This is a genomic window from Streptomyces silvae (assembly GCF_016745505.1).
Lineage (GTDB): Bacteria > Actinomycetota > Actinomycetes > Streptomycetales > Streptomycetaceae > Streptomyces > Streptomyces silvae.
The window spans coordinates 1-20,097 of record NZ_JAERUC010000162.1; the positions used below are offsets into that span (position 1 = coordinate 1).

At 71.8% G+C, this 20,097-nt stretch carries 17 protein-coding genes and 1 pseudogene; 12 read left to right on the forward strand and 6 right to left on the reverse strand.

Going from position 1 to position 20,097, the window contains the following annotated elements:
* Positions 1 to 264: 264 nt before the first annotated feature.
* Both afsR and JKV81_RS25495 read right to left on the reverse strand, forming a co-directional pair.
* Positions 265 to 3,237, reverse strand: coding sequence for an SARP-family global regulator AfsR (gene afsR, locus JKV81_RS25490; RefSeq protein WP_202077985.1), 2,973 nt, complete (start codon positions 3,235 to 3,237; stop codon positions 265 to 267).
* Between the two features lie 152 nt (positions 3,238 to 3,389).
* Positions 3,390 to 3,593 (reverse strand): annotated as a pseudogene (locus JKV81_RS25495) (MurR/RpiR family transcriptional regulator); the annotation flags it as partial.
* Positions 3,594 to 3,600: 7 nt separating this feature from the next.
* Here JKV81_RS25495 and JKV81_RS25500 point away from each other — a divergent pair.
* Positions 3,601 to 4,425: an ABC transporter ATP-binding protein gene (locus tag JKV81_RS25500; RefSeq protein ID WP_129265006.1), complete on the forward strand. Its 825-nt coding sequence runs from the start codon at positions 3,601 to 3,603 to the stop codon at positions 4,423 to 4,425.
* A 146-nt stretch (positions 4,426 to 4,571) separates the two neighbouring features.
* Here JKV81_RS25500 and JKV81_RS25505 read toward each other — a convergent pair whose 3' ends face one another.
* The gene (locus JKV81_RS25505; RefSeq protein ID WP_003967102.1) at positions 4,572 to 4,775 is read right to left on the reverse strand and encodes a cold-shock protein; all 204 of its coding nucleotides are present in this window, start codon (positions 4,773 to 4,775) and stop codon (positions 4,572 to 4,574) included.
* Positions 4,776 to 5,073: 298 nt separating this feature from the next.
* On the opposite strand from JKV81_RS25505, the gene JKV81_RS25510 reads away from it, so the two are divergent.
* The 4 genes from JKV81_RS25510 (at position 5,074) to JKV81_RS25525 (ending at position 10,043) form a co-directional block, all read left to right on the forward strand.
* The gene (locus JKV81_RS25510; RefSeq protein WP_129265007.1) at positions 5,074 to 5,952 is read left to right on the forward strand and encodes a menaquinone biosynthetic enzyme MqnA/MqnD family protein; all 879 of its coding nucleotides are present in this window, start codon (positions 5,074 to 5,076) and stop codon (positions 5,950 to 5,952) included.
* Positions 5,953 to 6,439: 487 nt separating this feature from the next.
* Entirely contained in the window at positions 6,440 to 8,116 is a 1,677-nt protein-coding gene (locus tag JKV81_RS25515) for a serine/threonine-protein kinase (protein ID WP_129265008.1), read from the forward strand.
* Positions 8,117 to 8,188: 72 nt separating this feature from the next.
* Positions 8,189 to 9,388, forward strand: coding sequence for a cyclic dehypoxanthinyl futalosine synthase (gene mqnC, locus JKV81_RS25520; protein WP_099173936.1), 1,200 nt, complete (start codon positions 8,189 to 8,191; stop codon positions 9,386 to 9,388).
* A gap of 7 nt (positions 9,389 to 9,395) precedes the next feature.
* Positions 9,396 to 10,043: an amidohydrolase family protein gene (locus JKV81_RS25525; RefSeq protein WP_129265009.1), complete on the forward strand. Its 648-nt coding sequence runs from the start codon at positions 9,396 to 9,398 to the stop codon at positions 10,041 to 10,043.
* A gap of 22 nt (positions 10,044 to 10,065) precedes the next feature.
* Here JKV81_RS25525 and JKV81_RS25530 read toward each other — a convergent pair whose 3' ends face one another.
* Positions 10,066 to 11,001, reverse strand: a complete 936-nt coding sequence (locus JKV81_RS25530) for a DUF3152 domain-containing protein (RefSeq protein ID WP_202077987.1) — start codon at positions 10,999 to 11,001, stop codon at positions 10,066 to 10,068.
* A 244-nt stretch (positions 11,002 to 11,245) separates the two neighbouring features.
* Between JKV81_RS25530 and JKV81_RS25535 the strand changes: the two genes are divergently transcribed.
* Positions 11,246 to 11,938 carry a demethylmenaquinone methyltransferase gene (locus JKV81_RS25535; protein ID WP_129265011.1) on the forward strand — a complete coding sequence of 231 codons (693 nt, stop codon included), beginning with the start codon at positions 11,246 to 11,248 and terminating at the stop codon, positions 11,936 to 11,938.
* A 21-nt stretch (positions 11,939 to 11,959) separates the two neighbouring features.
* Here the strand turns inward: JKV81_RS25535 and JKV81_RS25540 are convergent, their stop codons facing one another.
* Complete coding sequence (locus JKV81_RS25540) at positions 11,960 to 12,478, reverse strand: GNAT family N-acetyltransferase (protein WP_129265012.1); 519 nt, start codon at positions 12,476 to 12,478, stop codon at positions 11,960 to 11,962.
* A 97-nt stretch (positions 12,479 to 12,575) separates the two neighbouring features.
* Here JKV81_RS25540 and JKV81_RS25545 point away from each other — a divergent pair, with 97 nt between their 5' ends.
* Entirely contained in the window at positions 12,576 to 13,859 is a 1,284-nt protein-coding gene (locus JKV81_RS25545) for a geranylgeranyl reductase family protein (RefSeq protein WP_129265013.1), read from the forward strand.
* 64 nt (positions 13,860 to 13,923) lie between these two features.
* On the forward strand, positions 13,924 to 15,399 hold the full coding sequence (gene mptB, locus JKV81_RS25550; protein WP_202077991.1) for a polyprenol phosphomannose-dependent alpha 1,6 mannosyltransferase MptB: 1,476 nt from the start codon (positions 13,924 to 13,926) through the stop codon (positions 15,397 to 15,399).
* Positions 15,400 to 15,506: 107 nt separating this feature from the next.
* Here mptB and JKV81_RS25555 read toward each other — a convergent pair whose 3' ends face one another.
* Positions 15,507 to 16,325 (reverse strand): C40 family peptidase, encoded by an 819-nt coding sequence (locus JKV81_RS25555; protein WP_129265015.1) that lies wholly within the window; start codon positions 16,323 to 16,325, stop codon positions 15,507 to 15,509.
* Between the two features lie 777 nt (positions 16,326 to 17,102).
* Here JKV81_RS25555 and JKV81_RS25560 point away from each other — a divergent pair.
* The 4 genes from JKV81_RS25560 to JKV81_RS25575 are packed head-to-tail and all read left to right on the forward strand — an operon-like array spanning position 17,103 to position 20,082.
* Positions 17,103 to 17,462 (forward strand): NADH-quinone oxidoreductase subunit A, encoded by a 360-nt coding sequence (locus JKV81_RS25560; protein WP_003992243.1) that lies wholly within the window; start codon positions 17,103 to 17,105, stop codon positions 17,460 to 17,462.
* Between the two features lie 18 nt (positions 17,463 to 17,480).
* Positions 17,481 to 18,035, forward strand: a complete 555-nt coding sequence (locus JKV81_RS25565) for a NuoB/complex I 20 kDa subunit family protein (RefSeq protein ID WP_069171248.1) — start codon at positions 17,481 to 17,483, stop codon at positions 18,033 to 18,035.
* Complete coding sequence (locus JKV81_RS25570; RefSeq protein ID WP_202077993.1) at positions 18,032 to 18,748, forward strand: NADH-quinone oxidoreductase subunit C; 717 nt, start codon at positions 18,032 to 18,034, stop codon at positions 18,746 to 18,748. Before JKV81_RS25565 ends, JKV81_RS25570 begins: the two co-directional genes overlap by 4 nt.
* The gene (locus tag JKV81_RS25575; RefSeq protein ID WP_202077994.1) at positions 18,748 to 20,082 is read left to right on the forward strand and encodes an NADH-quinone oxidoreductase subunit D; all 1,335 of its coding nucleotides are present in this window, start codon (positions 18,748 to 18,750) and stop codon (positions 20,080 to 20,082) included. Before JKV81_RS25570 ends, JKV81_RS25575 begins: the two co-directional genes overlap by 1 nt.
* Positions 20,083 to 20,097: the final 15 nt, after the last annotated feature.

Genomic DNA, 20,097 nt, shown 5'->3' on the forward strand with positions numbered 1-20,097 from the left:
CGTCCTGGGTGGTGATCTCCTCGCCGGTCGCGTGCGCGTCTGCGGGCTTGAGGATGTCGCTCTTGTCGGCCATGAAGTTCAGCTCCTGAAAACGGTGGTGACTGATGGGGAGCCCGCCCGGCGGTTCCCCCGTGGATCGCCGGGCGGGCCTCCTGGGGCCGATCACCCTAACGGTGAGGCCACTCGCCGATCCGTCTGCCCCCCGACGCGACGGATCGATGAGTAGAGAGTGCCGTCAGGCGATAAACGATTGATGAACGCCGGTCAGGAGGCCCTGGCGACAGGGGCCGGGGCCAGCAGCTCACGTACGGACGCGGCCTCGGGCGAGCCGAGTTCGTCGAAGATCGAGAGGGCTTCCTCCCAGCAGACCTGGGCGCGGTCGGTCTGGCCGATGCCCGCGAGCCCACGGCCCAGTGTGGTGAGCACGTTCGCGCGCCGCCATTCGCCACCGATGCCGCGCAGGATCGCCAGCGCCTGCTCGGCGTGCGACGCCGCGTGGGCGGGCTGACGGATGGCGAGGTGCAGTTCGGCCAGCCGGAACAGCGTCATGCCGTGCCAGAGCTGCTGGCGGCTGTCGCGGAATATCGACATGGCCTCGGTGAGCGCCTCCTGTGCGGAGGCGGTCCGCCCGGTGCCGGTGAGCGCCAGCCCCAGGGCGTACTTCCCGTTGGCGAGGCGCAGGGCCAGGCCGGAGGTGTCCGCCTCGTAGATGCCCACACCCTGCTGGGCGAGGTCCACGGCGCTCGCCGTCCTCCCCGTGGCCAGATGGACCCGGGAGAGGTTGCACAGGGCGGAGGCCTCGCCCGGCTTGTTGCCGTCCGCGCGGAAGGCGGCCAGCGCCTCGCTCAGGTGGTTCTCGGCGTCGGCGTGCCGGTTCTCGTACAGGGCGATGATCCCCCGCTGATTGGGGACCTGGCCGAGGGAGACCGGGTCGTCGGCCAGCCGGCCGAGCTCCAGCGCCCGCCGGGCCTCGGTCTCGGCCTCCGCGAAACGCCCGGAGACGCTGAGGGCATGGGTCAGCATCGTCCGCGCCCGGCCCTCGGCCTGTGCGTCCCCCGCTGTCCCCGCCGCGTCGCTCACGGCCTTCGCCGCCGTGGCGAACTGGTGGGAGTTCGCACCGGATTCGCCCAGGTCCACCATGGCCATGAGGAGGTCGGCGGCGCGCCGGGGCATACCGATCCCGGCGGACTGGGCCACGCAGGCCAACAGCCCGCTGGACTCCGAGAAGAGCCAGTCCAGCGCGGTCTCACGTACCTGGAACGTGAGACCGGGGTACTCGGTGTGCGCGAAGTGGTCGAGCACCCGCTCACCGGGCCGCTCCAGCGCGTACACCCCCGCCGCCGTCGCCAGGTAGAAGTCCAGCAGGCGCGAGAGCGCCAGTTCCCTTTCGACCGGCGGCTGTTCGTCGCGCTCGGCGCAGGCACGCGCGTAGAGCCGCACCAGGTCGTGGTAGCGGTAGCGGCCCGGGGCCGCGGACTCCAGGAGGCTGGTGTCGACCAGGGTCTCCAGGAGGTCCTCCGCCGTGTGGAGGTCCAGGTTCAGCAGGGCGGCCGCCGCGGCGAGGGAGATGTCCGGGCCGTCCGCGAGGCCGAGCAGGCGGAAGGCGCGGGCCTGGGCCGGCTCCAGCTGCCCGTAGCCGAGCTCGAAGGTGGCCTTCACCGCGAGGTCGCCGGCCTGGAGTTCGTCGAGGCGGCGGCGCTCGTCGGCGAGCTTCGCGGCCAGCACCGAGACCGTCCAGGTGCGGCGGGAGGCCAGCCGGGAGGCGGCGATGCGGATGGCCAGCGGCAGGAAGCCGCACGCGGCCACCACGTCCAGGGCCGCCTCGCGCTCGGAGCGCACGCGTTCGTCGCCGACGATCCGGGTGAAGAGCTGAAGGGCCTCCTCGGGCGACATCACGTCCAGGTCCACGAGGTGCGCGCCGGCCAGGTCGACCATGCGGACCCGGCTGGTGACCAGCGCCGCGCAGCCCTCCGTGCCGGGCAGCAGGGGCCGGATCTGGGCCGCGTCATGGGCGTTGTCGAGCAGGACCAGGATGCGGCGGCCGTCCAGCGTGGAGCGGTAGAGCGCGGCCCGCTCGTCCAGCGAGTCCGGGATCGCGGAGTCCGGTGTGCCCAGCGCGCGCAGGAACGCCCCGAGGACGGTCTCGGGTTCGGCGGCCCTGGCGCCCGCGCCCTGGAGGTCGACGTACAGCTGGCCGTCCGGGAAGTGCGGGCGCGCCCGGTGCGCGACGTGCACGGCGAGGGTCGTCTTGCCGACGCCGCCGATGCCGGCCAGCGCGGACACCGCCATCACGGAGCCCTCGGCGGTCGCGAGCCGGTCGCCCAGCTCCCGTACGAACGGGGCGCGGCCCGTGAAGTCCGGGACGGTGGCCGGGAGCTGGGCCGGGCGCAGCGGCGCGGAGGCGGGGGCCGGCTCGTCGGCGGGGCGGGCCAGCTCCTCGTCGGCCCGCAGGATCCGCTGCTGGAGCTGGGCGAGTTCGGGGCGCGGGTCGACGCCCAGCTCCTCCGCGAGCAGGCGGCGGGTGTCGGCGTACACCGCGAGGGCCTCGGCCTGCCGGCCGCTGCGGTACAGCGCGACCATGAGCAGCTCGCGCAGCCGCTCGCGCAGGGGGTGCGCCGCGGTGAGCGCGGTGAGTTCGGAGACCGCCTCCGCGTGGCAGCCGACCTCCAGGTCCAGGTCCAGCCGGGTCTCGGTGAGCTGGAGGCGCCACTCCTCCAGGCTGGTGCGCTGGTTCTCCGCGTACGGGCCGGGCAGGGAGGCCAGCGCCTCGCCGTCCCAGAGGCCCAGCAGCTTGTTGATCAGGGTGCGGGCCTGGCAGCGGTCACCGCCGCCCCGGGCCTTCTCCGCCTCGGCGGCCAGGTCCTGGGCCAGCGTCAGGTCCAGGGCCTCGCGCGGGATCCGCACGGCGTAGCCCCCGGACTCGCTGACCAGGGTCTCCTGCCCGAGGATCTTGCGGAGCCTGGAGGCGTACGTCCGTACCGTGGCCAGCGCCTGGGACGGGGGGTCCTCGCCCCAGAGGGCGTCGATGAGTTCGGCCGCGGTGGCGGTGCGGCCGTCCCGCAGGAGCAGGGCCGCCAGCAGCGCCCGCTGCTGCGGGGAACCGGACGGCAGGAGCTCGCTGCCGCGCCACGCGCGTACGGGGCCGAGCACGGTGAAGCGCAGGTCGGTGCCGGCCGCCCGTTCCCGTGGAGCGCGTTGCTCCGGAACGCGCACGCCAGGTCCGTTGTCGCGGTCCATGATGCCCCCTGTCCTGCTCGCCCCGCCGGTGCCGGTTCCGCTGCGCCCGGTACCGCTGGTATCGCGCTCAACAGTCTGCCTTGTTATGGGCGGGCTCGTCAGCATCGGGTGGAGCTCTGCACAGGCCCTCGACAAGGTTGGGGGCTACACGCTCAGCCGCGGCGCTTCGGGTCGAGCAACTGCTCCCGCAGCGCGGTGAGCTGGTGCGAGGACTCCACGGCCCGGGTCTCGTCCAGGGTGGCCAGGGCCAGGAGCAGCGCGTCGGCGACGAGCAGGCCCGTCAGGGACTCCGCCGTGATGCCGGTGGGGGTGTGCGGCGCGGTCAGCACCGCCTCGACGCGGTCGGCGTACGCCTCGCACCCCATGACCACGACCGAGGACGCGCCGCTGCCGGCCGTGGACGGGCTGCGCAAGACGTACGCGCTGCCCGGCGGCGGCCGGCACACCGCCGCCGACGGCGTCACCTTCACCGTCCCGGCCGGCGGCTCGCTGGGGATCGTGGGGGAGTCCGGGTCGGGCAAGACGACCGTGGCCCGGATGCTGGTGGGGCTCGTACGCCCCGACGCGGGCACCGTCACCGTCTCCGGGCGGCCCCGCGCCCCGCGCACCCCGCGCGGCCGGGCCGCCCGGCTGGCCAGGGCCCGGGAGATCCAGATCGTCTTCCAGGACCCGTACGTCTCGCTCGACCCGCGCCTCACCGCCCGCCGGTGCCTGACCACGGCCCTGCGGCTGCACGGCAGGGACGAGGCGCTCGCCGACGGCCTGCTCGACCGGGTGGGCCTCGGGCACCGCGAGGCGGGGGCGCTGCCGCACGGCCTCTCCGGCGGGCAGCGCCAGCGCCTGGCCATCGCGCGGGCCCTGGCGGTCGACCCCAGGGTGCTGGTCCTCGACGAGGCCGTGGCCGCGCTGGACGTCTCCATCCAGGCGCAGATCCTGGCGCTGCTCACCGAGATCCGGCGGGACACCGGGGTCGCGCTGGTCTTCGTCAGCCATGACCTGGCGGTCGTCCAGCACCTCACGGACGAGGTGCTGGTCATGCGCCGCGGCACCGTCGTGGAGCAGGGGCCGACGGCCGGGGTGCTGGCCGGCCCGCAGGACCCCTACACCGGGCTGCTGCTGGCCTCGGTGCCACGGGAGGGCTGGGACCCGGCGGACGCCGTCAGGGCCCGGGCGGCCTCGGGGCTCTGACACGGGCCCTCGCGAAAAAGGCCGGGCCCTTTCGCGACACCGGGACACCGGGACGGAAAAGGCAGGAGCCCCGTTCCTCCGCCGAAGCGGGGGAGCGGGGCTCCTTGGGTACTGCTCACTCGGCCGCGATCGGCCGACCCGGGCAACTAGGCCGGGGTGACGTTCTCAGCCTGCGGACCCTTGGGCCCCTGAGTGACGTCGAAGTTCACGACCTGGTTCTCCTCGAGGGAGCGGAACCCGGACGCGTTGATCGCGGAGTAGTGGACGAAGACATCCGGGCCGCCGCCGTCCTGGGCGATGAAGCCGAAGCCCTTTTCAGCGTTGAACCACTTGACGGTTCCGGTAGCCATAAAGCCCTCCTTGGGCCAAAGGGTTGCCCTGCTCCAGAACCTGCAAACAAGTCTGAAAACTACAAAAGCCTGCGGGTTACATGCTCCGCAGGCTCTGTACTGCAAGGGAAACCAAACTGCAACTTGCGGGCGAGCCTAGCACGCAGTGTGCGGGGAGCGGTAGAGGGAAAGATCTCTTCACCCGGATGTTTGATTGAGCCGCCGGAGTGCTGACGGACATAGCCCGCGCCGCACTCGGGCACCCCCTCCGGGCGCCCCCGATGGTGCCGGCCGGCGAGGGCAGGTCTAGCCTCGCGATGTGGACAATTCAACCGTCTCTCCTGCAGAAGGCGACGACCGTCGCACCAGGCCGCGCGTCGGCCACATCCAGTTCCTGAACTGCCTCCCCCTCTACTGGGGCCTGGCGCGGACCGGAACCCTGCTCGACCTGGAGCTCTCGAAGGACACCCCGGAGAGACTCAGCGAGCAGCTGGTCAGGGGGGATCTCGACATCGGTCCCGTGACCCTGATCGAGTTCCTGAAGAACGCCGACGAGCTGGTCGCCCTTCCCGACATCGCCGTCGGCTGCGACGGGCCGGTCATGTCGTGCGTGATCGTGTCCCAGCTCCCGCTGGAGCAGCTGGACGGGGCCCGGGTGGCCCTGGGCTCGACCTCGCGCACCTCCGTGCGGCTGGCCCAGCTGCTGCTCGCCGAGCGCTACGGCGTCACCCCCGACTACTACACCTGCCCGCCGGACCTCGGCCTGATGATGCAGGAGGCCGACGCGGCCGTCCTCATCGGCGACGCCGCGCTCCGCGCGAACCTGCACGACGCCCCCAGGCTCGGGCTGCAGGTCCACGACCTGGGCCAGATGTGGAAGGAGTGGACGGGGCTGCCGTTCGTCTTCGCGGTCTGGGCGGCGCGCAAGGACTATCTGGCCTCCCACCCCGATTACGTGGAGAAGGTCCACGAGGCGTTCCTGGCCTCCCGCGACCTCTCGCTGGAGGAGGTCACCAAGGTGGCCGAGCAGGCCGCGCGCTGGGAGTCCTTCGACGCGGAGGTGCTGGAGCGCTACTTCACCACCCTGGACTTCCGCTTCGGCCCGGACCAGCTGGCGGGCGTGCGCGAGTTCGCCCGGCGGACCGGCCCGACGACCGGCTTCCCCGCGGACGTGAAGGTCGAACTGCTCGGGGGCTGACACCACCGGCGTACGGGAATGGTGCGGGAGGGAGAAGGTGAATCCCGCACCATCCCCGTACCTTCCCGGGCCCTTCCCTCGCCTTCTTCCGCCTTCCCGCCCGTTCCTTCCGGCGCCTTCCCCGGCCTGCCTTCGGAGGCCTTCCTTCCGCGGGCGCCCTTCCCGGGCCGCTTTCCCCCTGATGCACGGCCGCGGCATTCCGTTCCCTTGAATGGGGACGAATACCGGGAGTTCTGTCCCGGAGTGCCCGGGTGGCTCTCCCCGGGGGCGCGGGAGCGAATAGCCGGTGTCTCCCGGAACGCCTTCCGGTTTCCGCCCGGTGAACCCGCGGACGGTGCGGACGGACGACGTATTCACGCCTTTCCGTGTGGCGAAATCCCTGCTTCGTGCCCATAGGGGCGATATCGGCGGAAGGGGTCTCCGTGACCGTGCGACCCGCGCCGCCTAGGCTGCCGTCCGAGTCCCGGGGACCACAGGGGGAGACCGCATGCAGCCGCTGGAAGCCGGCGAACCGCACACCATCGGCGCCTACCGGCTGCTCGGCAGACTCGGCGCCGGCGGGATGGGCCGGGTCTACCTGGGCCGCAGCGCGGGCGGACGCACCGTCGCGGTCAAGGTCGTGCACCCCCACTTCGCCCTGGACGAGCAGTTCCGGGCACGGTTCCGCCGCGAGGTGGAGGCCGCGCGGCGGCTGGGCGCGCAGTGGACCGCCCCGGTCCTGGACGCCGACCCCGACGCGGCCGTGCCGTGGGTCGCGACCGGTTACGTCGCCGGGCCCCCGCTCTCCGACGCGGTCACCCGCCACGGCCCGCTCCCCGAGTACGCGGTACGGACCCTGGGGGCCGGGCTCGGCGAGGCGCTCGACGCCGTACACGCGCACGGCCTGATCCACCGTGACGTGAAGCCGTCCAACGTCCTGCTCGCCCTCGACGGCCCCCGGCTGATCGACTTCGGCATCGCCCGGGCGCTCGGCGCCACCGTCTCCCTCACCTCCACCGGAGTCTCCGTCGGGTCGCCGGGCTACATGGCGCCGGAACAGATCCGCGGCCTGGACATCTCCGGCGCGGCCGACGTCTTCTCGCTCGGCGCGGTCCTCGCCTACGCCGCGACCGGCCTCGCGCCCTTCCCGGGCGACTCCTCCGCCGTACTCCTCTACAAGGTGGTGCACGAGGAACCCGAACTCGGCGACCTGGAGGGCGATCTGCGGGAGCTGGTCGCCGCGTGCCTCGCCAAGGACCCCGCCGAGCGGCCCGCCCCCGTCGAGATCGCCCGCAGGCTCGCGCCCGGCGGAGCCGCCGCACTCGTGGCGCCCGGCTGGCTGCCCGGCCCGCTGGTGCGGGAGGTCAGCCGCTCGGCGGTGGCCCTGCTGGACCTGGAGCCCCAGGACGCACCCGTGCAGTCGGGGCCGGTGCCGTTCAGCAGCGCGTCCCTGGGCAACGCGGCGCCCGGCGCCTTCGGCCCGCCCCTGCCGCCCCGGCCGTCCGGACCGCCCGCCCCGTCGTCCGTACCCCCGGCCGGCGCGGACACCCCGGGGAAGCCCGGCCCCGGCGCCCGCCTCGCCGTCACCATGGGCACCGGCCCGCAGCCCGGCGCGCGCCGCGGCCGGCGGGTCAGCTGCACGGTCGCCCTGGCCGTCGCGGGCGCGCTTGCCGCGGTCACCGTGGGCGCCGCGACCATGGGGGACCTGTTCACCGGCGGCGACGAGAACGGCCACGGCAACGACGCCGCGGCCGGCCGGTCGCAGAGCCCGTCGGACGCCGCCTCGGAGGCCCCCGCGGGCTCCGTACCGGTGAGCGCGCTGCCCAGGGCCTTCGCCGGTACGTGGAAGGGGGCGGCCACCGAGCGCACCGGGCTGCCGCACGGCACGGTCACCGCCGTGTTCACGGAGGGGGCCAAGGGTGAGGACGTGGTCCGGCTGACCCACCAGCTCGACGCGTTCGGGACGAGCGTCGTCTGCAAGGGCGTCGGGAAGCTCGTCTCCGGCACGGCGAAGGAGGTGAAGATCCGCGAGCGCACCGACCCGGACCACCCCGACAGTTCCCTGTGCACCGGCGGCGACGCCGATCTCGTCTTCACGCTCACGGGGTCCGGCACACTTCGCTACCAGTCCCACGAGGAAGCGGCCGGCAACCCGAAGGGCACGCTCAGCCGGTCCGGCGGCTGACCCCGGCAGGGGCTGGCGTACGCTGGATCGGTCCGTAGATCCGTTGAAAAACCGCCGAAAGGTGACAGCCCGGTGACCGAGAAGGCCGACCTCCAGCCCATCCTCGACCGAGCCGCCGAAGGCGGCCGGATCACCCCGGAAGAGGCCCTCGACCTGTACCGGTCGGCACCGCTGCACGCCCTGGGATCCGCGGCCGACGCCGTACGCCGCCGCCGTTACGCCGGTACGGAGCACATCGCGACGTACATCATCGAGCGCAACATCAACTACACCAACGTCTGTGTCACGGCGTGCAAGTTCTGCGCGTTCTACGCGCCGCCCAAGGACACCGCCAAGGGCTGGTCCCGCGACCTCGACGACATCCTGCGCCGCTGCGCGGAGACCGTCGAGCTCGGCGGCACCCAGATCATGTTCCAGGGCGGACACCACCCGGACTACGGCGTCGAGTACTACGAGGAGCACTTCTCCGCGATCAAGAAGGCCTTCCCGCAGCTGGTCATCCACTCGCTGGGCGCCTCCGAGATCGAGCACATGGCCCGGATCTCCGGCGTCTCCGCCGAAGAGGCCATCAGCCGGATCCACGCCGCCGGTCTCGACTCCTTCGCCGGTGCCGGCGCCGAGCTGCTGCCCGCCCGGCCGCGTACGGCGATCGCCCCGCTCAAGGAGTCCGGCGAGCGCTGGCTGGAGATCATGGAGATCGCGCACGGCCTCGGCGTCGAGTCCACCTCCACCATGCTGATGGGCACCGGCGAGACCAACGCCGAGCGCATCGAGCACCTGCGGATGATCCGCGACGTCCAGGACCGTACGGGCGGCTTCCGCGCCTTCATCCCGTACACCTACCAGCCGGAGAACAACAAGCTGAAGGGGCAGACGCAGGCCACGCTCTTCGAGTACCTGCGGATGATCGCCATCGCCCGGCTCTTCCTCGACAACGTCGCCCACATCCAGGGCTCCTGGCTGACCACCGGCAAGGAGGTCGGCCAGCTGTCCCTGCACTACGGCGCCGACGACCTCGGCTCGATCATGCTGGAGGAGAACGTCGTCTCGTCGGCCGGTGCCAAGCACCGCTCCAACCGGCTGGAGATCATCGACCTGATCCGCAAGGCGGGCCGCGTCCCCGCCCAGCGCGCCACGACGTACGAGCACCTGGTCGTCCACGACGACCCGGCGAACGACCCGGTCGACGAGCGCGTCGTCTCGCACATCTCGTCCACCGCGATCGCGGGCGGCACGGCGCACCCCGAGCTCAAGCTCCTCGACGTCAACTGATCCGCCCGTGCTGACCGTTCACGCCGCGCCGCTGGTCCTCCCGGTCGGCGCGGCAGGCGTCGAGGGCGGCGCCGTCGCGGTGGACGGCGACCGGATCGTGGCCCTCGGACCGTACGACGAGGTGACGGCCGCGCACCCCACGGCCCGGGTCCGGCGGTGGCCGGGCGTCCTCACGCCGGGCCTGCGCCAGTGGGACGGCGTGCCCCTGCTGACCCGCTGCTACCACCCCGACCCGCGCGAGGCGGACGAGCTCGGCGAACAGCCCCTCACCGGGGCGGACTTCGAGGCCCTGGCCGGGCGGATGGACGAGCCGCGCCGGGCCGGCAGCGTACGCCGGGGGCTCCAGCGCATGCTGCGCCACGGCACCACCCACGTGGCGGGCCCGTTCGACGACCACGCCGTACGCACCGCCGTGGCCCGCTCGGGCCTCACGGCGGTCCCCGGGCCTCCCGGCGGGCTCCTGGACGCGCCGGACCTCGATCCGTTCGTCCACGGGGGCGACCTGCCGGGATCCGTGCACGGCCCGCTCACCGTCGGCGGCCGCGCCGACCTCGCGGTCTTCGACGTACCCGACGAGGCGGCGCTGGCCGCGGCCGGCGCCGGGACCTGCGTCGCCACGGTGCTCGGCGGGCGGCTGGTCCACCGGCGGCGGTGAGCGCGGCCGGCGCCGGGGCGGTCTACGGCGCGGACGGGCCGCCCAGGTAGCGGCCCTTGTCGTCGTACGGCCAGGCGTTGGAGACGCAGCCCTTGAGCCCCTTGATCTGCTGCATCATCGCGGGGGCCGGCTTGCCGGCGCCGGGGCAGGTCTCATGGCCGTGCCCGAGCCAGTGGCCCACCTCGTGATTGATGATCAGGGCGCGGTACTCGGTCGCCGGACCGTCGAAGGTGGGGGAACCCAGCTGCCACCGGGCCAGGTTGACCATGACGTTCTTCCCGCCCCGGCAGTTCACCTCGCCCCCGGTGTTCAGTCCGTACTGCCCGCAGAGCCGGTCGGTGGTCTTCGGCGTCCCTATCTTGATGACCAGCCCGGCCGAGCCGTCGTCGACCTGACGGAAGGTGCGGGTCCCGCCCTTGCTCCAGCCCCGGGGGTCGGCGAGTATCGCCGCCACGTCCTCGGCGGCGCTGTCCGGGTCCACGCCGATGCCGTCCTCGACCTCCACGCGGTAGCGGCTGCCGCCGCCGGAGGAGACGCCCTCGCGGGCCACGGTGAAGGTGCCGGGACCCGACTGCGGTACGGAGTCCGGGTCGACGGGTTCCTCGGTGTCCGCCGGGGCCTCGGCGGACACCGAAGCCCCGGGGGACACCGACGCCTTCGGTGCGGCCGCCTCCGGAGAGGCCCGGGCCGGGGCGGGCGACGAGGTGGCCCGGTCGGCCGCGACCGCCGCGCCGTCGTCCTGCCACGGCGGGTCGGCCTGGAGGAACGCCGCCACGGCCGCCACCACGACCACCGCGCCCCCGGTGAGGGTCGCGCGCCTGCGCCGTATCTGTCTTCGGCGTGCCACGGAACGCCTCCGGGACCGTGTGCGGGAGGGCCCGGAACCCGCGGCGCGCCTCCCGGCCGCCCGGCGTGGGCCTGTCGTGCTCCGTGTTCGATGTGTGTCGTCACTGTGCATGTTCTGGTGAGTATCCGTGGTCGCGGTGTGGTCGTCCAGGGCGGATGATCTTCCGCCCCGCCCGGGAGCCGCCGGGTGGGCACCGTGACGGAAACCCCTTTCTCCTCGCCCGGTGAGACGTCGATCAGGGCGGTGCTGTTCCCGGAATCGGCGACGAGGACGGAGAGGAGGGCGCGGGCGGCCCGGCACGCCCCGGCCGCACGCCGCCTCAGGGGACCGGGAGGGGGGCTGCTTGAATGGGAGGGTGACCCGAGCCTCCCTGGACAAGCAGCCGCACGAAGTCGCCTCGATGTTCGACGACGTGGCGGCGAACTACGACCTCACCAACGACGTGCTGTCGCTCGGCCAGGCACGGCTCTGGCGCAAGGAGGTCGCCCGGGCCGTCGACGCCCGCCCGGCCCAGAAGATCCTCGACCTGGCGGCCGGCACGGCCACCTCCTCGCAGCCCTTCGCGCGGGCCGGCGCCTACGTGGTGCCCTGCGACTTCTCCATCGGGATGCTCCGGGTCGGCAAGGAACGCCACCCGTGGATGCCCTTCACCGCGGGCGACGGCACGAAGCTCCCGTTCAAGGACGAGACGTTCGACGCGGTCACGATCTCCTTCGGGCTGCGCAACATCCAGGACACCGGCGCCGCGCTGAGCGAGCTGTACCGGGTCACCAGGCCGGGCGGGCGCGTGGTGATCTGCGAGTTCTCCCAGCCGACCTGGACGCCCTTCCGGACCGTCTACACGGAGTACCTGATGCGCGCGCTGCCGCCGGTGGCGCGGGCCGTGTCCTCCAACCCGGACGCCTACGTCTACCTCGCCGAGTCGATCCGCGCCTGGCCCGACCAGGCCGGCCTCGCGACACTGCTGCAGAAGGCCGGCTGGTCGGACGTGGCCTGGCGCAACCTCACCGGCGGAGTGGTGGCGCTCCACCGGGGCGTACGCGCCTGACGCGCCCGGCCCCGCGAGGGTTCAGAGCTCCAGCCGGAAGCAGTACGCCTCCTGCTTCGAGACCGGGGAGGTGTACGTCTCGGCCTGCCGCATGCCGAGGCGTACGGCCACCGCCACCGAGCGGGCGTTCCGTGTGTTGATCATCGCCACCACCTCCGGCACCCCGAGCGCCCTCATCCGCTCCAGCGTGGCCCGCCCGGCGGCCGTCGCGTAACCGTGCCCCCACGCGGACCGGCCCAGCCGCCAGCCGATCTCTATCTCACCGACCGGCCCGAACGACTCGTGCGGCCACGGCTGGGCGCCCGTGAAGCCGAGCACCGCACCGGCGTCGTCCAGCACGGTCCACAGACAGTGGCCCAGCTCCGCGTCGTGCCGGCGCTGGCGGGCGGTCAACTCCTCGTACACGGAGTACTCCGCCGCGCGTCCGCCGTGGAACTCCATCACCTCCGGGTCGTCGAAGACGCGGTACCAGGCCAGGGCGTCCTCGTCGGTGGGGACACGCAGATGTACGGACGGGGCGGTGTCAGGCACGAGCGGCATCGGGGAGCCCTTCGGGAGGTTGATCAGCAGGCACCCATAGACTGCACGCGACATGTGCCGCGCGGCACGCGAATTCGAGTCTTCGGGAGATCCGACCGTGACCGAGCCCCTCTCCGAGCACAGCGCGGACGTGATCGTCGTCGGAGCGGGCCCAGCCGGCTCCACGACCGCGTACTACCTCGCCAAGGCCGGACTCGACGTCCTCCTGCTGGAGAAGACGGCCTTCCCGCGCGAGAAGGTCTGCGGCGACGGCCTCACGCCGCGCGCCACCAAGCAGCTCGTCTCCATGGGCATCGACATCTCCGAAGAGGCCGGCTGGCTGCGCAACAAGGGCCTGCGCATCATCGGCGGCGGCGTCCGCCTCCAGCTGGACTGGCCGGACCTCGCCTCGTACCCGGACTACGGTCTGGTCCGCAAGCGCGACGACTTCGACGAGCAGCTGGCCCGGAACGCGCAGAAGGCCGGCGCCCGGCTGTACGAACGCTGCAACGTCGGCGAGCCGGTCAAGGACGAGCGCACCGGACGCATCACCGGCGTCCACGCCAAGCTCGGCGAGGAGAAGACCCCGGTCACCTTCCACGCCCCGCTGGTCGTCGCCGCCGACGGCAACTCCACCCGGCTCTCCCTCAACATGGGCCTGCACCGCCGTGAGGACCGCCCGATGGGCGTGGCCGTCCGTACGTACTTCACCTCGCCCCGCCATGACGACGACTACCTGGAGTCCTGGCTGGAGCTGTGGGACCGGCGCGGCGCCGAGGACCGTCTGCTGCCCGGCTACGGCTGGATCTTCGGCATGGGCGACGGCACCTCCAACGTCGGCCTCGGCATCCTCAACTCGTCCTCCGCCTTCAAGGAGCTCGACTGGCGCGAGGTGCTCAAGGCCTGGTGCGCCTCGATGCCGGAGGACTGGGGCTACACCCCGGAGAACATGACGATGCCGATCCGCGGGGCCGCGCTCCCGATGGCCTTCAACCGGCAGCCGCACTACACCAAGGGCCTGCTGCTCGTCGGTGACGCGGGCGGCCTCGTCAACCCGTTCAACGGCGAGGGCATCGCGTACGCCATGGAGTCGGGCCAGATCGCGGCGGACGTCATCGTCCAGGCGCACGCCCGCGCCACCCCCGCCCAGCGGGAACTGGCCCTCCAGCACTACCCGAAGATCCTGAAGGACACCTACGGCGGCTACTACACGCTGGGCCGCGCCTTCGTGAAGATGATCGGGAACCCGAAGGTCATGAAGATCGCCACGCAGCGCGGTCTGACCCACCCCCTCCTGATGAAGTTCACGCTGAAGATGCTCGCCAACCTCACCGACCCCACGGGCGGCGACGCGATGGACCGCATCATCAACGGCCTCTCGAAGGTCGCCCCGAAGGCCTGAACACCCCCCGGCGGTCCGGGCGGTCGGGGAGGCCGCCCGGATCCCTGCGATAGGTTTGCGGACCATGCGGGCACCGGGGACAGGGAACGGCGGAAGGTACCGCCTGCTGGGGGCGGCAGGAGCGACGGCGGCCGTCGCGGGCGGCTGGGCCGTCGGCACGCTGCCCGCCCGCGACCCGTGGGGGCTCTGGGTGCCGCACGGCACCGCGGTCACGGCGGCGGGCTACGCCCTGGCGTACGGCGGGCTGACCGTGCTCGTCGTCGCCTGGTGGCTGTACGGCCGGACGGGCGCCGGTGTACGGGACAGCCTGGTCACCCTGGTGTGGTGGGCCGCGCCGTTCGTGGTGGCGCCCCCGCTCTACAGCGCCGACGTCTACAGCTACATCGCCCAGGGCGCGATGGTCCTCGAAGGCCATGACGTCTACGAGGCGGGCCCGTCCGTGCTGGATCCCGCCGGACCGGGCGGGGACGCGGCGGCGAGCGTCGGCGGCCACTGGACCGACACCCCAGCGCCGTACGGCCCGTTCTTCCTCCTTCTGGCGCGCGGTGTGGCCTGGGCGATCGGCGGCACGATCGTGCCCGCCGTCCTCGCGATGCGGCTGATCGCCCTGGCGGCGCTGGCACTGATCGCCTGGGCGCTGCCGCACCTGGCGCGGGAGCACGGCCGCAGCCCCGGCGCCGCGCTGTGGCTGGGCGCGCTGAACCCGCTGCTGCTGATGCACGTCGCGGGCGGCCTCCACAACGACGGGCTGATGATCGGTCTGATGCTGGCGGGCGTCGTGCTGGCGCTGCGCGGGAGATGGGTCAGCGGGTCCGTGCTCATCGGGCTCGCCATGATGGTCAAGACCCCCGCGGCGGTGGCGCTGCTGTTCGTGGCCGTCCTGGTGGGCCGGGCCGCCGGCGGAGGGCTCGTACGCCGGGTGGCGAAGGGACTGGCCGGGCCGGGGGCCGTGGCCGGGGCCGTCGTGGTGCTGATGACGCTGCTCGGCGGGACCGGCTTCGGCTGGGTGGGGACGCAGGGCGTCGCGGGGCGGATCCACACCGCGCTCTCGGTGAGCAGCGACCTGGGCCTCGGGCTCGGCCATCTCCTGCGGCTGCTCGCCGGGACCGACCCGGACCCGGTGAAGGCCGCCGTGCAGAACGCGGGCCTCGCCGCGGCCGTCGCCGTGATCCTGCTGCTGGCCCGGCGCTCCGCCGCCGGACGGCTGGAGGCCGCGCACGGGCTGGGCCTCGGTCTGGTGGCCCTGGTGGCGCTCTCCCCGATGGTGCAGCCGTGGTACCTGCTCTGGGGCACGGCCGTGCTCGCCGCGACGGCGGCCGACGGCAAGGTCCGGGACGTCCTCGTCGTGCTCTCGGCGGCCCTCGTCTACGAGACCCAGCCCTCGGGCTCCACCCCGCCGTACGGCTTCGTGCTCGCCGGACTCACCTGTGTGGCCGGGGCGCTGCTCCTGCGCCGGGAGGCTGCCGGGCTGGGGAAGCCCCTGCTGCCCGGTCAGCGCCGGGCCGCGGACCGGGCGGCGGGCCTCCGTACCGGGGTGTGACGCGCACCTGGGCATGACGACGGGCCGTCACCTGAGCGTGGGTGACGGCCCGTGGCCGTGCGCGGGGCCGCGGAGCCGGTGGACCGGGCCGCGGGCCGGCTTGTGAATCAGAGAACGCGGACGGCGCCCGACGGCGGGTCGTAGTCCAGGGACTTCTGCACGACGCCCGTGCTGGAGTTCTGCGCGCCGACGAACTGGCCGCCGCCCACGTAGATCCCGACGTGGTACGCGCTGCCGGCGCCGCCCCAGTAGAGGATGTCGCCGGGCTGGAGGTTGTCGAGCGAGACCTGGGTCCCGGCGGTCGACTGGCTCTGCGAGACGCGCGGCAGGTCGATGCCCACCGAGCCGAAGGCGGCCTGGACCAGACCCGAGCAGTCCCACGAGTTCGGGCCGGTGCCGCCGGAGACGTACGCGTCGCCGATCTGGGACTGCGCGAACGCGATGACGGACGCGGCGGACCCGGTGGCGCTGCTGGACGACGACGAGGAGGACGAGCCGGAGGAGGCCGTGGAGGCGCTGAGCGTGGTGCGCTCGGCGGTGCGGGAGGCGCGCTCGGCGGCCTCCGCCTTGGCCTTGGCGGCTGCTTCGGCCTTCTTCTTGGCCTCGGCCTTGCGGACCGCCTCGGCCTTGGCCTTCTTGGCGGTCTTGGCTGCGGTGGCGGCCGCGGCGTCCTCGTGAGCCTGCGTCTCGAGGTCGAGAGCGACCGCCTGGGTTGCCTGCGCGGACGCGGCGACGGAAGTGGAGAGCCCGGCCGTGATGGTGGGCATCTCGATGGTCTGGGTCACCGGCTCGGCCTGGGCCGGGCCCGCGGCACCTGCGACCGCGATGGTGCTGAGGACGCCACCGGCAACTCCTGCCCGCAGCGCCGTCTTCGAGGCACTCTGGCGGGGCTTCCGGTGGCTGGGTATGTGAGCGGTGTGGGACATGAGTACTAGCGCTATCAGGGCTGTAGGGGTCCCATCAAGAAACGTGTGTTGCGACACAGTTACGTTCGGAATCTGTGAATCCGCTTATTGGGGGCCCTTATTGACGCCCTAACGGGCAAAACGGGCATGGCTGTGCACCCCTGTGATCACGGCGTTCTTTCAATACGCCCGAATTGCCCGTCGCTTACCATCCGTTCACACGGTTGGCCAAGCCCGCTTTTCTTGAAGCCGGTATGGAGTGGCGCAGGTCACAGCATGAGTCTTCCGTGAGAGGCAACCGCGCGACCGCGCCCCGCGTGCGGAGCGGGACCTGCCCGCCGCGCGCCCGCCCTGCGTCCGGCGGCCGTCCGGAAGTTCGTGAATGCGTGCGCATTGTCCACATCGGTACCGGAGACCCCTCGTCCGGGTGGCCCCGAACTGCGGCCGGTCCCTATATCACCGGCTCGGTGTCCATCGCCAATTTGCTTGTAGTGGCCGTCCATTGATAGAGCCGGACGCCTTTGACCAGCGGTAACGCCGCGAGATGTCACGTCTCGTAACCGCACGGCCGCTTCGCGTACGAAGATCACCGCTCATCCGACTTCATGATCGTTCGTCAGGTGGTGGAGATCACAAAGACGTTGCTGTACCCCGTGTCGCAGATCACAGGACGGCAGGCATAGGATGCGGGGCAGTCGGGCTTGTGAACTGCCTCACATGTGCACGATCTTGATGAGGTGGCGAGCCGGTCGCCCGATGCGGTCCAACGGTCAAGGACGACTGGAAGGAGCGAGGAGCGTGAATGCCTACGCGCCCATCCTCGTGCTCGGCGCCCTCGGGGCAGGGTTTGCGATCTTCTCCGTGGTCATGGCCACGCTTATCGGCCCCAAGCGGTACAACCGGGCAAAGCTCGAAGCGTACGAGTGCGGTATCGAACCCACCCCCACTCCAGCCGGAGGCGGCCGTTTCCCCATCAAGTACTACCTGACGGCGATGCTGTTCATCGTCTTCGACATCGAGATCGTCTTCCTCTATCCCTGGGCGGTCACCTTCGACGCCCTGGGGATCTTCGGGCTCGTGGAGATGCTGCTCTTCGTGCTCACCGTCTTCGTCGCCTACGCGTATGTGTGGCGCCGGGGCGGCCTGGAATGGGACTGAGGGGCTGAGGGGCACACCATGGGACTCGAAGAGAAGCTGCCGAGCGGCTTCGTGCTGACCACCGTCGAGCAGGCCGCCGGCTGGGTACGGAAATCCTCCGTCTTCCCCGCCACCTTCGGCCTCGCCTGCTGCGCCATCGAGATGATGACGACCGGCGCGGGACGGTACGACCTGGCCCGTTTCGGGATGGAGGTCTTCCGCGGATCGCCGCGGCAGGCGGATCTGATGATCGTGGCAGGGCGGGTCAGCCAGAAGATGGCACCCGTCCTGCGGCAGGTCTACGACCAGATGCCCAGCCCCAAGTGGGTCATTTCCATGGGGGTTTGCGCGTCATCGGGTGGAATGTTCAACAATTACGCCATTGTTCAGGGTGTTGATCATATTGTCCCGGTAGACATCTATCTGCCGGGGTGCCCGCCGCGCCCCGAGATGCTGATCGACGCCATTCTCAAGCTCCACCAGAAGATCCAGGGCTCCAAGCTCGGGGTCAACGCGGAGGAGGCCGCCCGCGAGGCGGAGGAGGCGGCGCTCAACGCACTCCCCCTGATCGAGATGAAGGGGCTGCTGCGATGAGCGACGAGCAGAACGACAACAGCGGGCAGGTGCCCGTCCCGCGCGACGACTCCGGTGAGGTCATCGGCGTACGCAAGGGCATGTTCGGCGCCAACAACGGCGGTGACACCTCCGGCTACGGCGGACTCGTCCGCACGGTGACCCTGCCGGGGGCCACCTCCCGGCCGTACGGCGGCTGGTTCGACGAGGTCGCCGACGAGCTGGAAGGGGCCCTGGAGGAACAGGACCTGCTGCCGGCCAACGCCATCGGGAAGACGGTCGTCGACCGGGGCGAGATCACCTTCTTCGTCGCCCGCGAGCACCTGGTCCAGGTCGCCCGCACCCTGCGCGACGACCCCGCCCTGCGCTTCGAGCTCTGTACGGGTGTCAGCGGCGTCCACTACCTGGGCGACAAGGGACGCGAACTGCACGCGGTCTACCACCTGCGCTCGCTCACCCACGGGCGGCTGATCCGCCTGGAGGTGTCGGCGCCGGACAGCGACCCGCACATCCCGTCCCTCGTCGGGGTCTACCCGACCAACGACTGGCACGAGCGCGAGACCTACGACTTCTTCGGGCTGATCTTCGACGGGCACCCCGCCCTGACGCGGATCATGATGCCGGACGACTGGCAGGGCTTCCCGCAGCGCAAGGACTACCCGCTCGGCGGCATCGCCGTCGAGTACAAGGGCGCCCAGATCCCGGCTCCGGACCAGCGGAGGTCGTACAGCTGATGACCACTCCCCACGCAACTCCCCACGCCACGCCCCGCGCCACGACCGAGGGGACTGTATATACGGTCACCGGCGGCGACTGGGACGAGGTCGTCGAGTCCGCCGCCACGTCGGACGACGAACGCATCATCGTCAACATGGGTCCCCAGCACCCGTCCACGCACGGCGTGCTGCGGCTGATCCTGGAGATCGACGGCGAGACCGTCACCGAGGCCCGCTGCGGCATCGGCTACCTCCACACCGGCATCGAGAAGAACCTCGAATTCCGGAACTGGACGCAGGGCACCACCTTCGTGACCCGCATGGACTACCTGACCCCGTTCTTCAACGAGGCGGCGTACTGCCTCGGGGTCGAGAAGCTCCTCGGCATCGAGGACCAGATCCCGGACCGGGCCACCGTCCTGCGCGTGCTCCTGATGGAGCTCAACCGGATCTCCTCGCACCTGGTGTGCATCGCCACCGGCGGCATGGAGCTCGGCGCCACGACGATCATGATCTACGGGTTCCGCGACCGTGAACTCGTCCTCGACCTCTTCGAGCTGATCACCGGCCTGCGGATGAACCACGCGTTCATCCGGCCCGGCGGCCTCGCCCAGGACCTGCCCATGGGCGCGATCGACCGGCTCCGCGAGTTCGTGAAGACCATGAAGAAGAACCTGCCGGAGTACGACAAGCTCGCGACCGGCAACCCCATCTTCAAGGCCCGCATGCAGGACGTCGGCTATCTCGACCTGACCGGCTGCATGGCGCTCGGCGCCACCGGTCCGGTCCTCAGGTCCGCCGGCCTCCCGCACGACCTGCGCAAGACCGATCCGTACTGCGGCTACGAGACGTACGACTTCGACGTCCCCACCGCGGACACCTGCGACGCCTACGGCCGCTTCCTCATCCGGCTGGAGGAGATGCGCCAGTCGCTCAGGATCGTCGAGCAGTGCCTGGAACGGCTGGAGCCGGGCCCGGTCATGGTCGCCGACAAGAAGATCGCCTGGCCCGCGCAGCTCGCGCTGGGACCCGACGGACTCGGCAACTCGCTGGACCACATCAAGAAGATCATGGGCACCTCCATGGAGGCCCTGATCCACCACTTCAAGCTGGTGACCGAGGGCTTCCGGGTCCCGGCCGGGCAGACGTACACCGCCATAGAGTCCCCCAAGGGCGAACTCGGCGTGCACGTCGTCTCGGACGGCGGCACGCGCCCCTTCCGGGTCCACTTCCGCGACCCGTCCTTCACCAATCTGCAGGCCATGGCGGCGATGTGCGAGGGCGGCCAGGTCGCCGACGTCATCGTCGCCGTCGCGTCCATCGACCCCGTGATGGGAGGCGTCGACCGGTGACCGCATCCAACCAAG

Bases quoted from the DNA above. Each gene is read 5' to 3' on its own strand.
- afsR (WP_202077985.1), bottom strand. From the start codon at position 3,237: ATGGACCGCGACAACGGACCTGGCGTGCGCGTTCCGGAGCAACGCGCT.
- JKV81_RS25500 (WP_129265006.1), top strand. From the start codon at position 3,601: ATGACCACGACCGAGGACGCGCCGCTGCCGGCCGTGGACGGGCTGCGC.
- JKV81_RS25505 (WP_003967102.1), bottom strand. From the start codon at position 4,775: ATGGCTACCGGAACCGTCAAGTGGTTCAACGCTGAAAAGGGCTTCGGC.
- JKV81_RS25515 (WP_129265008.1), top strand. From the start codon at position 6,440: ATGCAGCCGCTGGAAGCCGGCGAACCGCACACCATCGGCGCCTACCGG.
- JKV81_RS25530 (WP_202077987.1), bottom strand. From the start codon at position 11,001: ATGCACAGTGACGACACACATCGAACACGGAGCACGACAGGCCCACGC.
- JKV81_RS25540 (WP_129265012.1), bottom strand. From the start codon at position 12,478: ATGCCGCTCGTGCCTGACACCGCCCCGTCCGTACATCTGCGTGTCCCC.
- mptB (WP_202077991.1), top strand. From the start codon at position 13,924: ATGCGGGCACCGGGGACAGGGAACGGCGGAAGGTACCGCCTGCTGGGG.
- JKV81_RS25555 (WP_129265015.1), bottom strand. From the start codon at position 16,325: ATGTCCCACACCGCTCACATACCCAGCCACCGGAAGCCCCGCCAGAGT.
- JKV81_RS25565 (WP_069171248.1), top strand. From the start codon at position 17,481: ATGGGACTCGAAGAGAAGCTGCCGAGCGGCTTCGTGCTGACCACCGTC.
- JKV81_RS25570 (WP_202077993.1), top strand. From the start codon at position 18,032: ATGAGCGACGAGCAGAACGACAACAGCGGGCAGGTGCCCGTCCCGCGC.
- JKV81_RS25575 (WP_202077994.1), top strand. From the start codon at position 18,748: ATGACCACTCCCCACGCAACTCCCCACGCCACGCCCCGCGCCACGACC.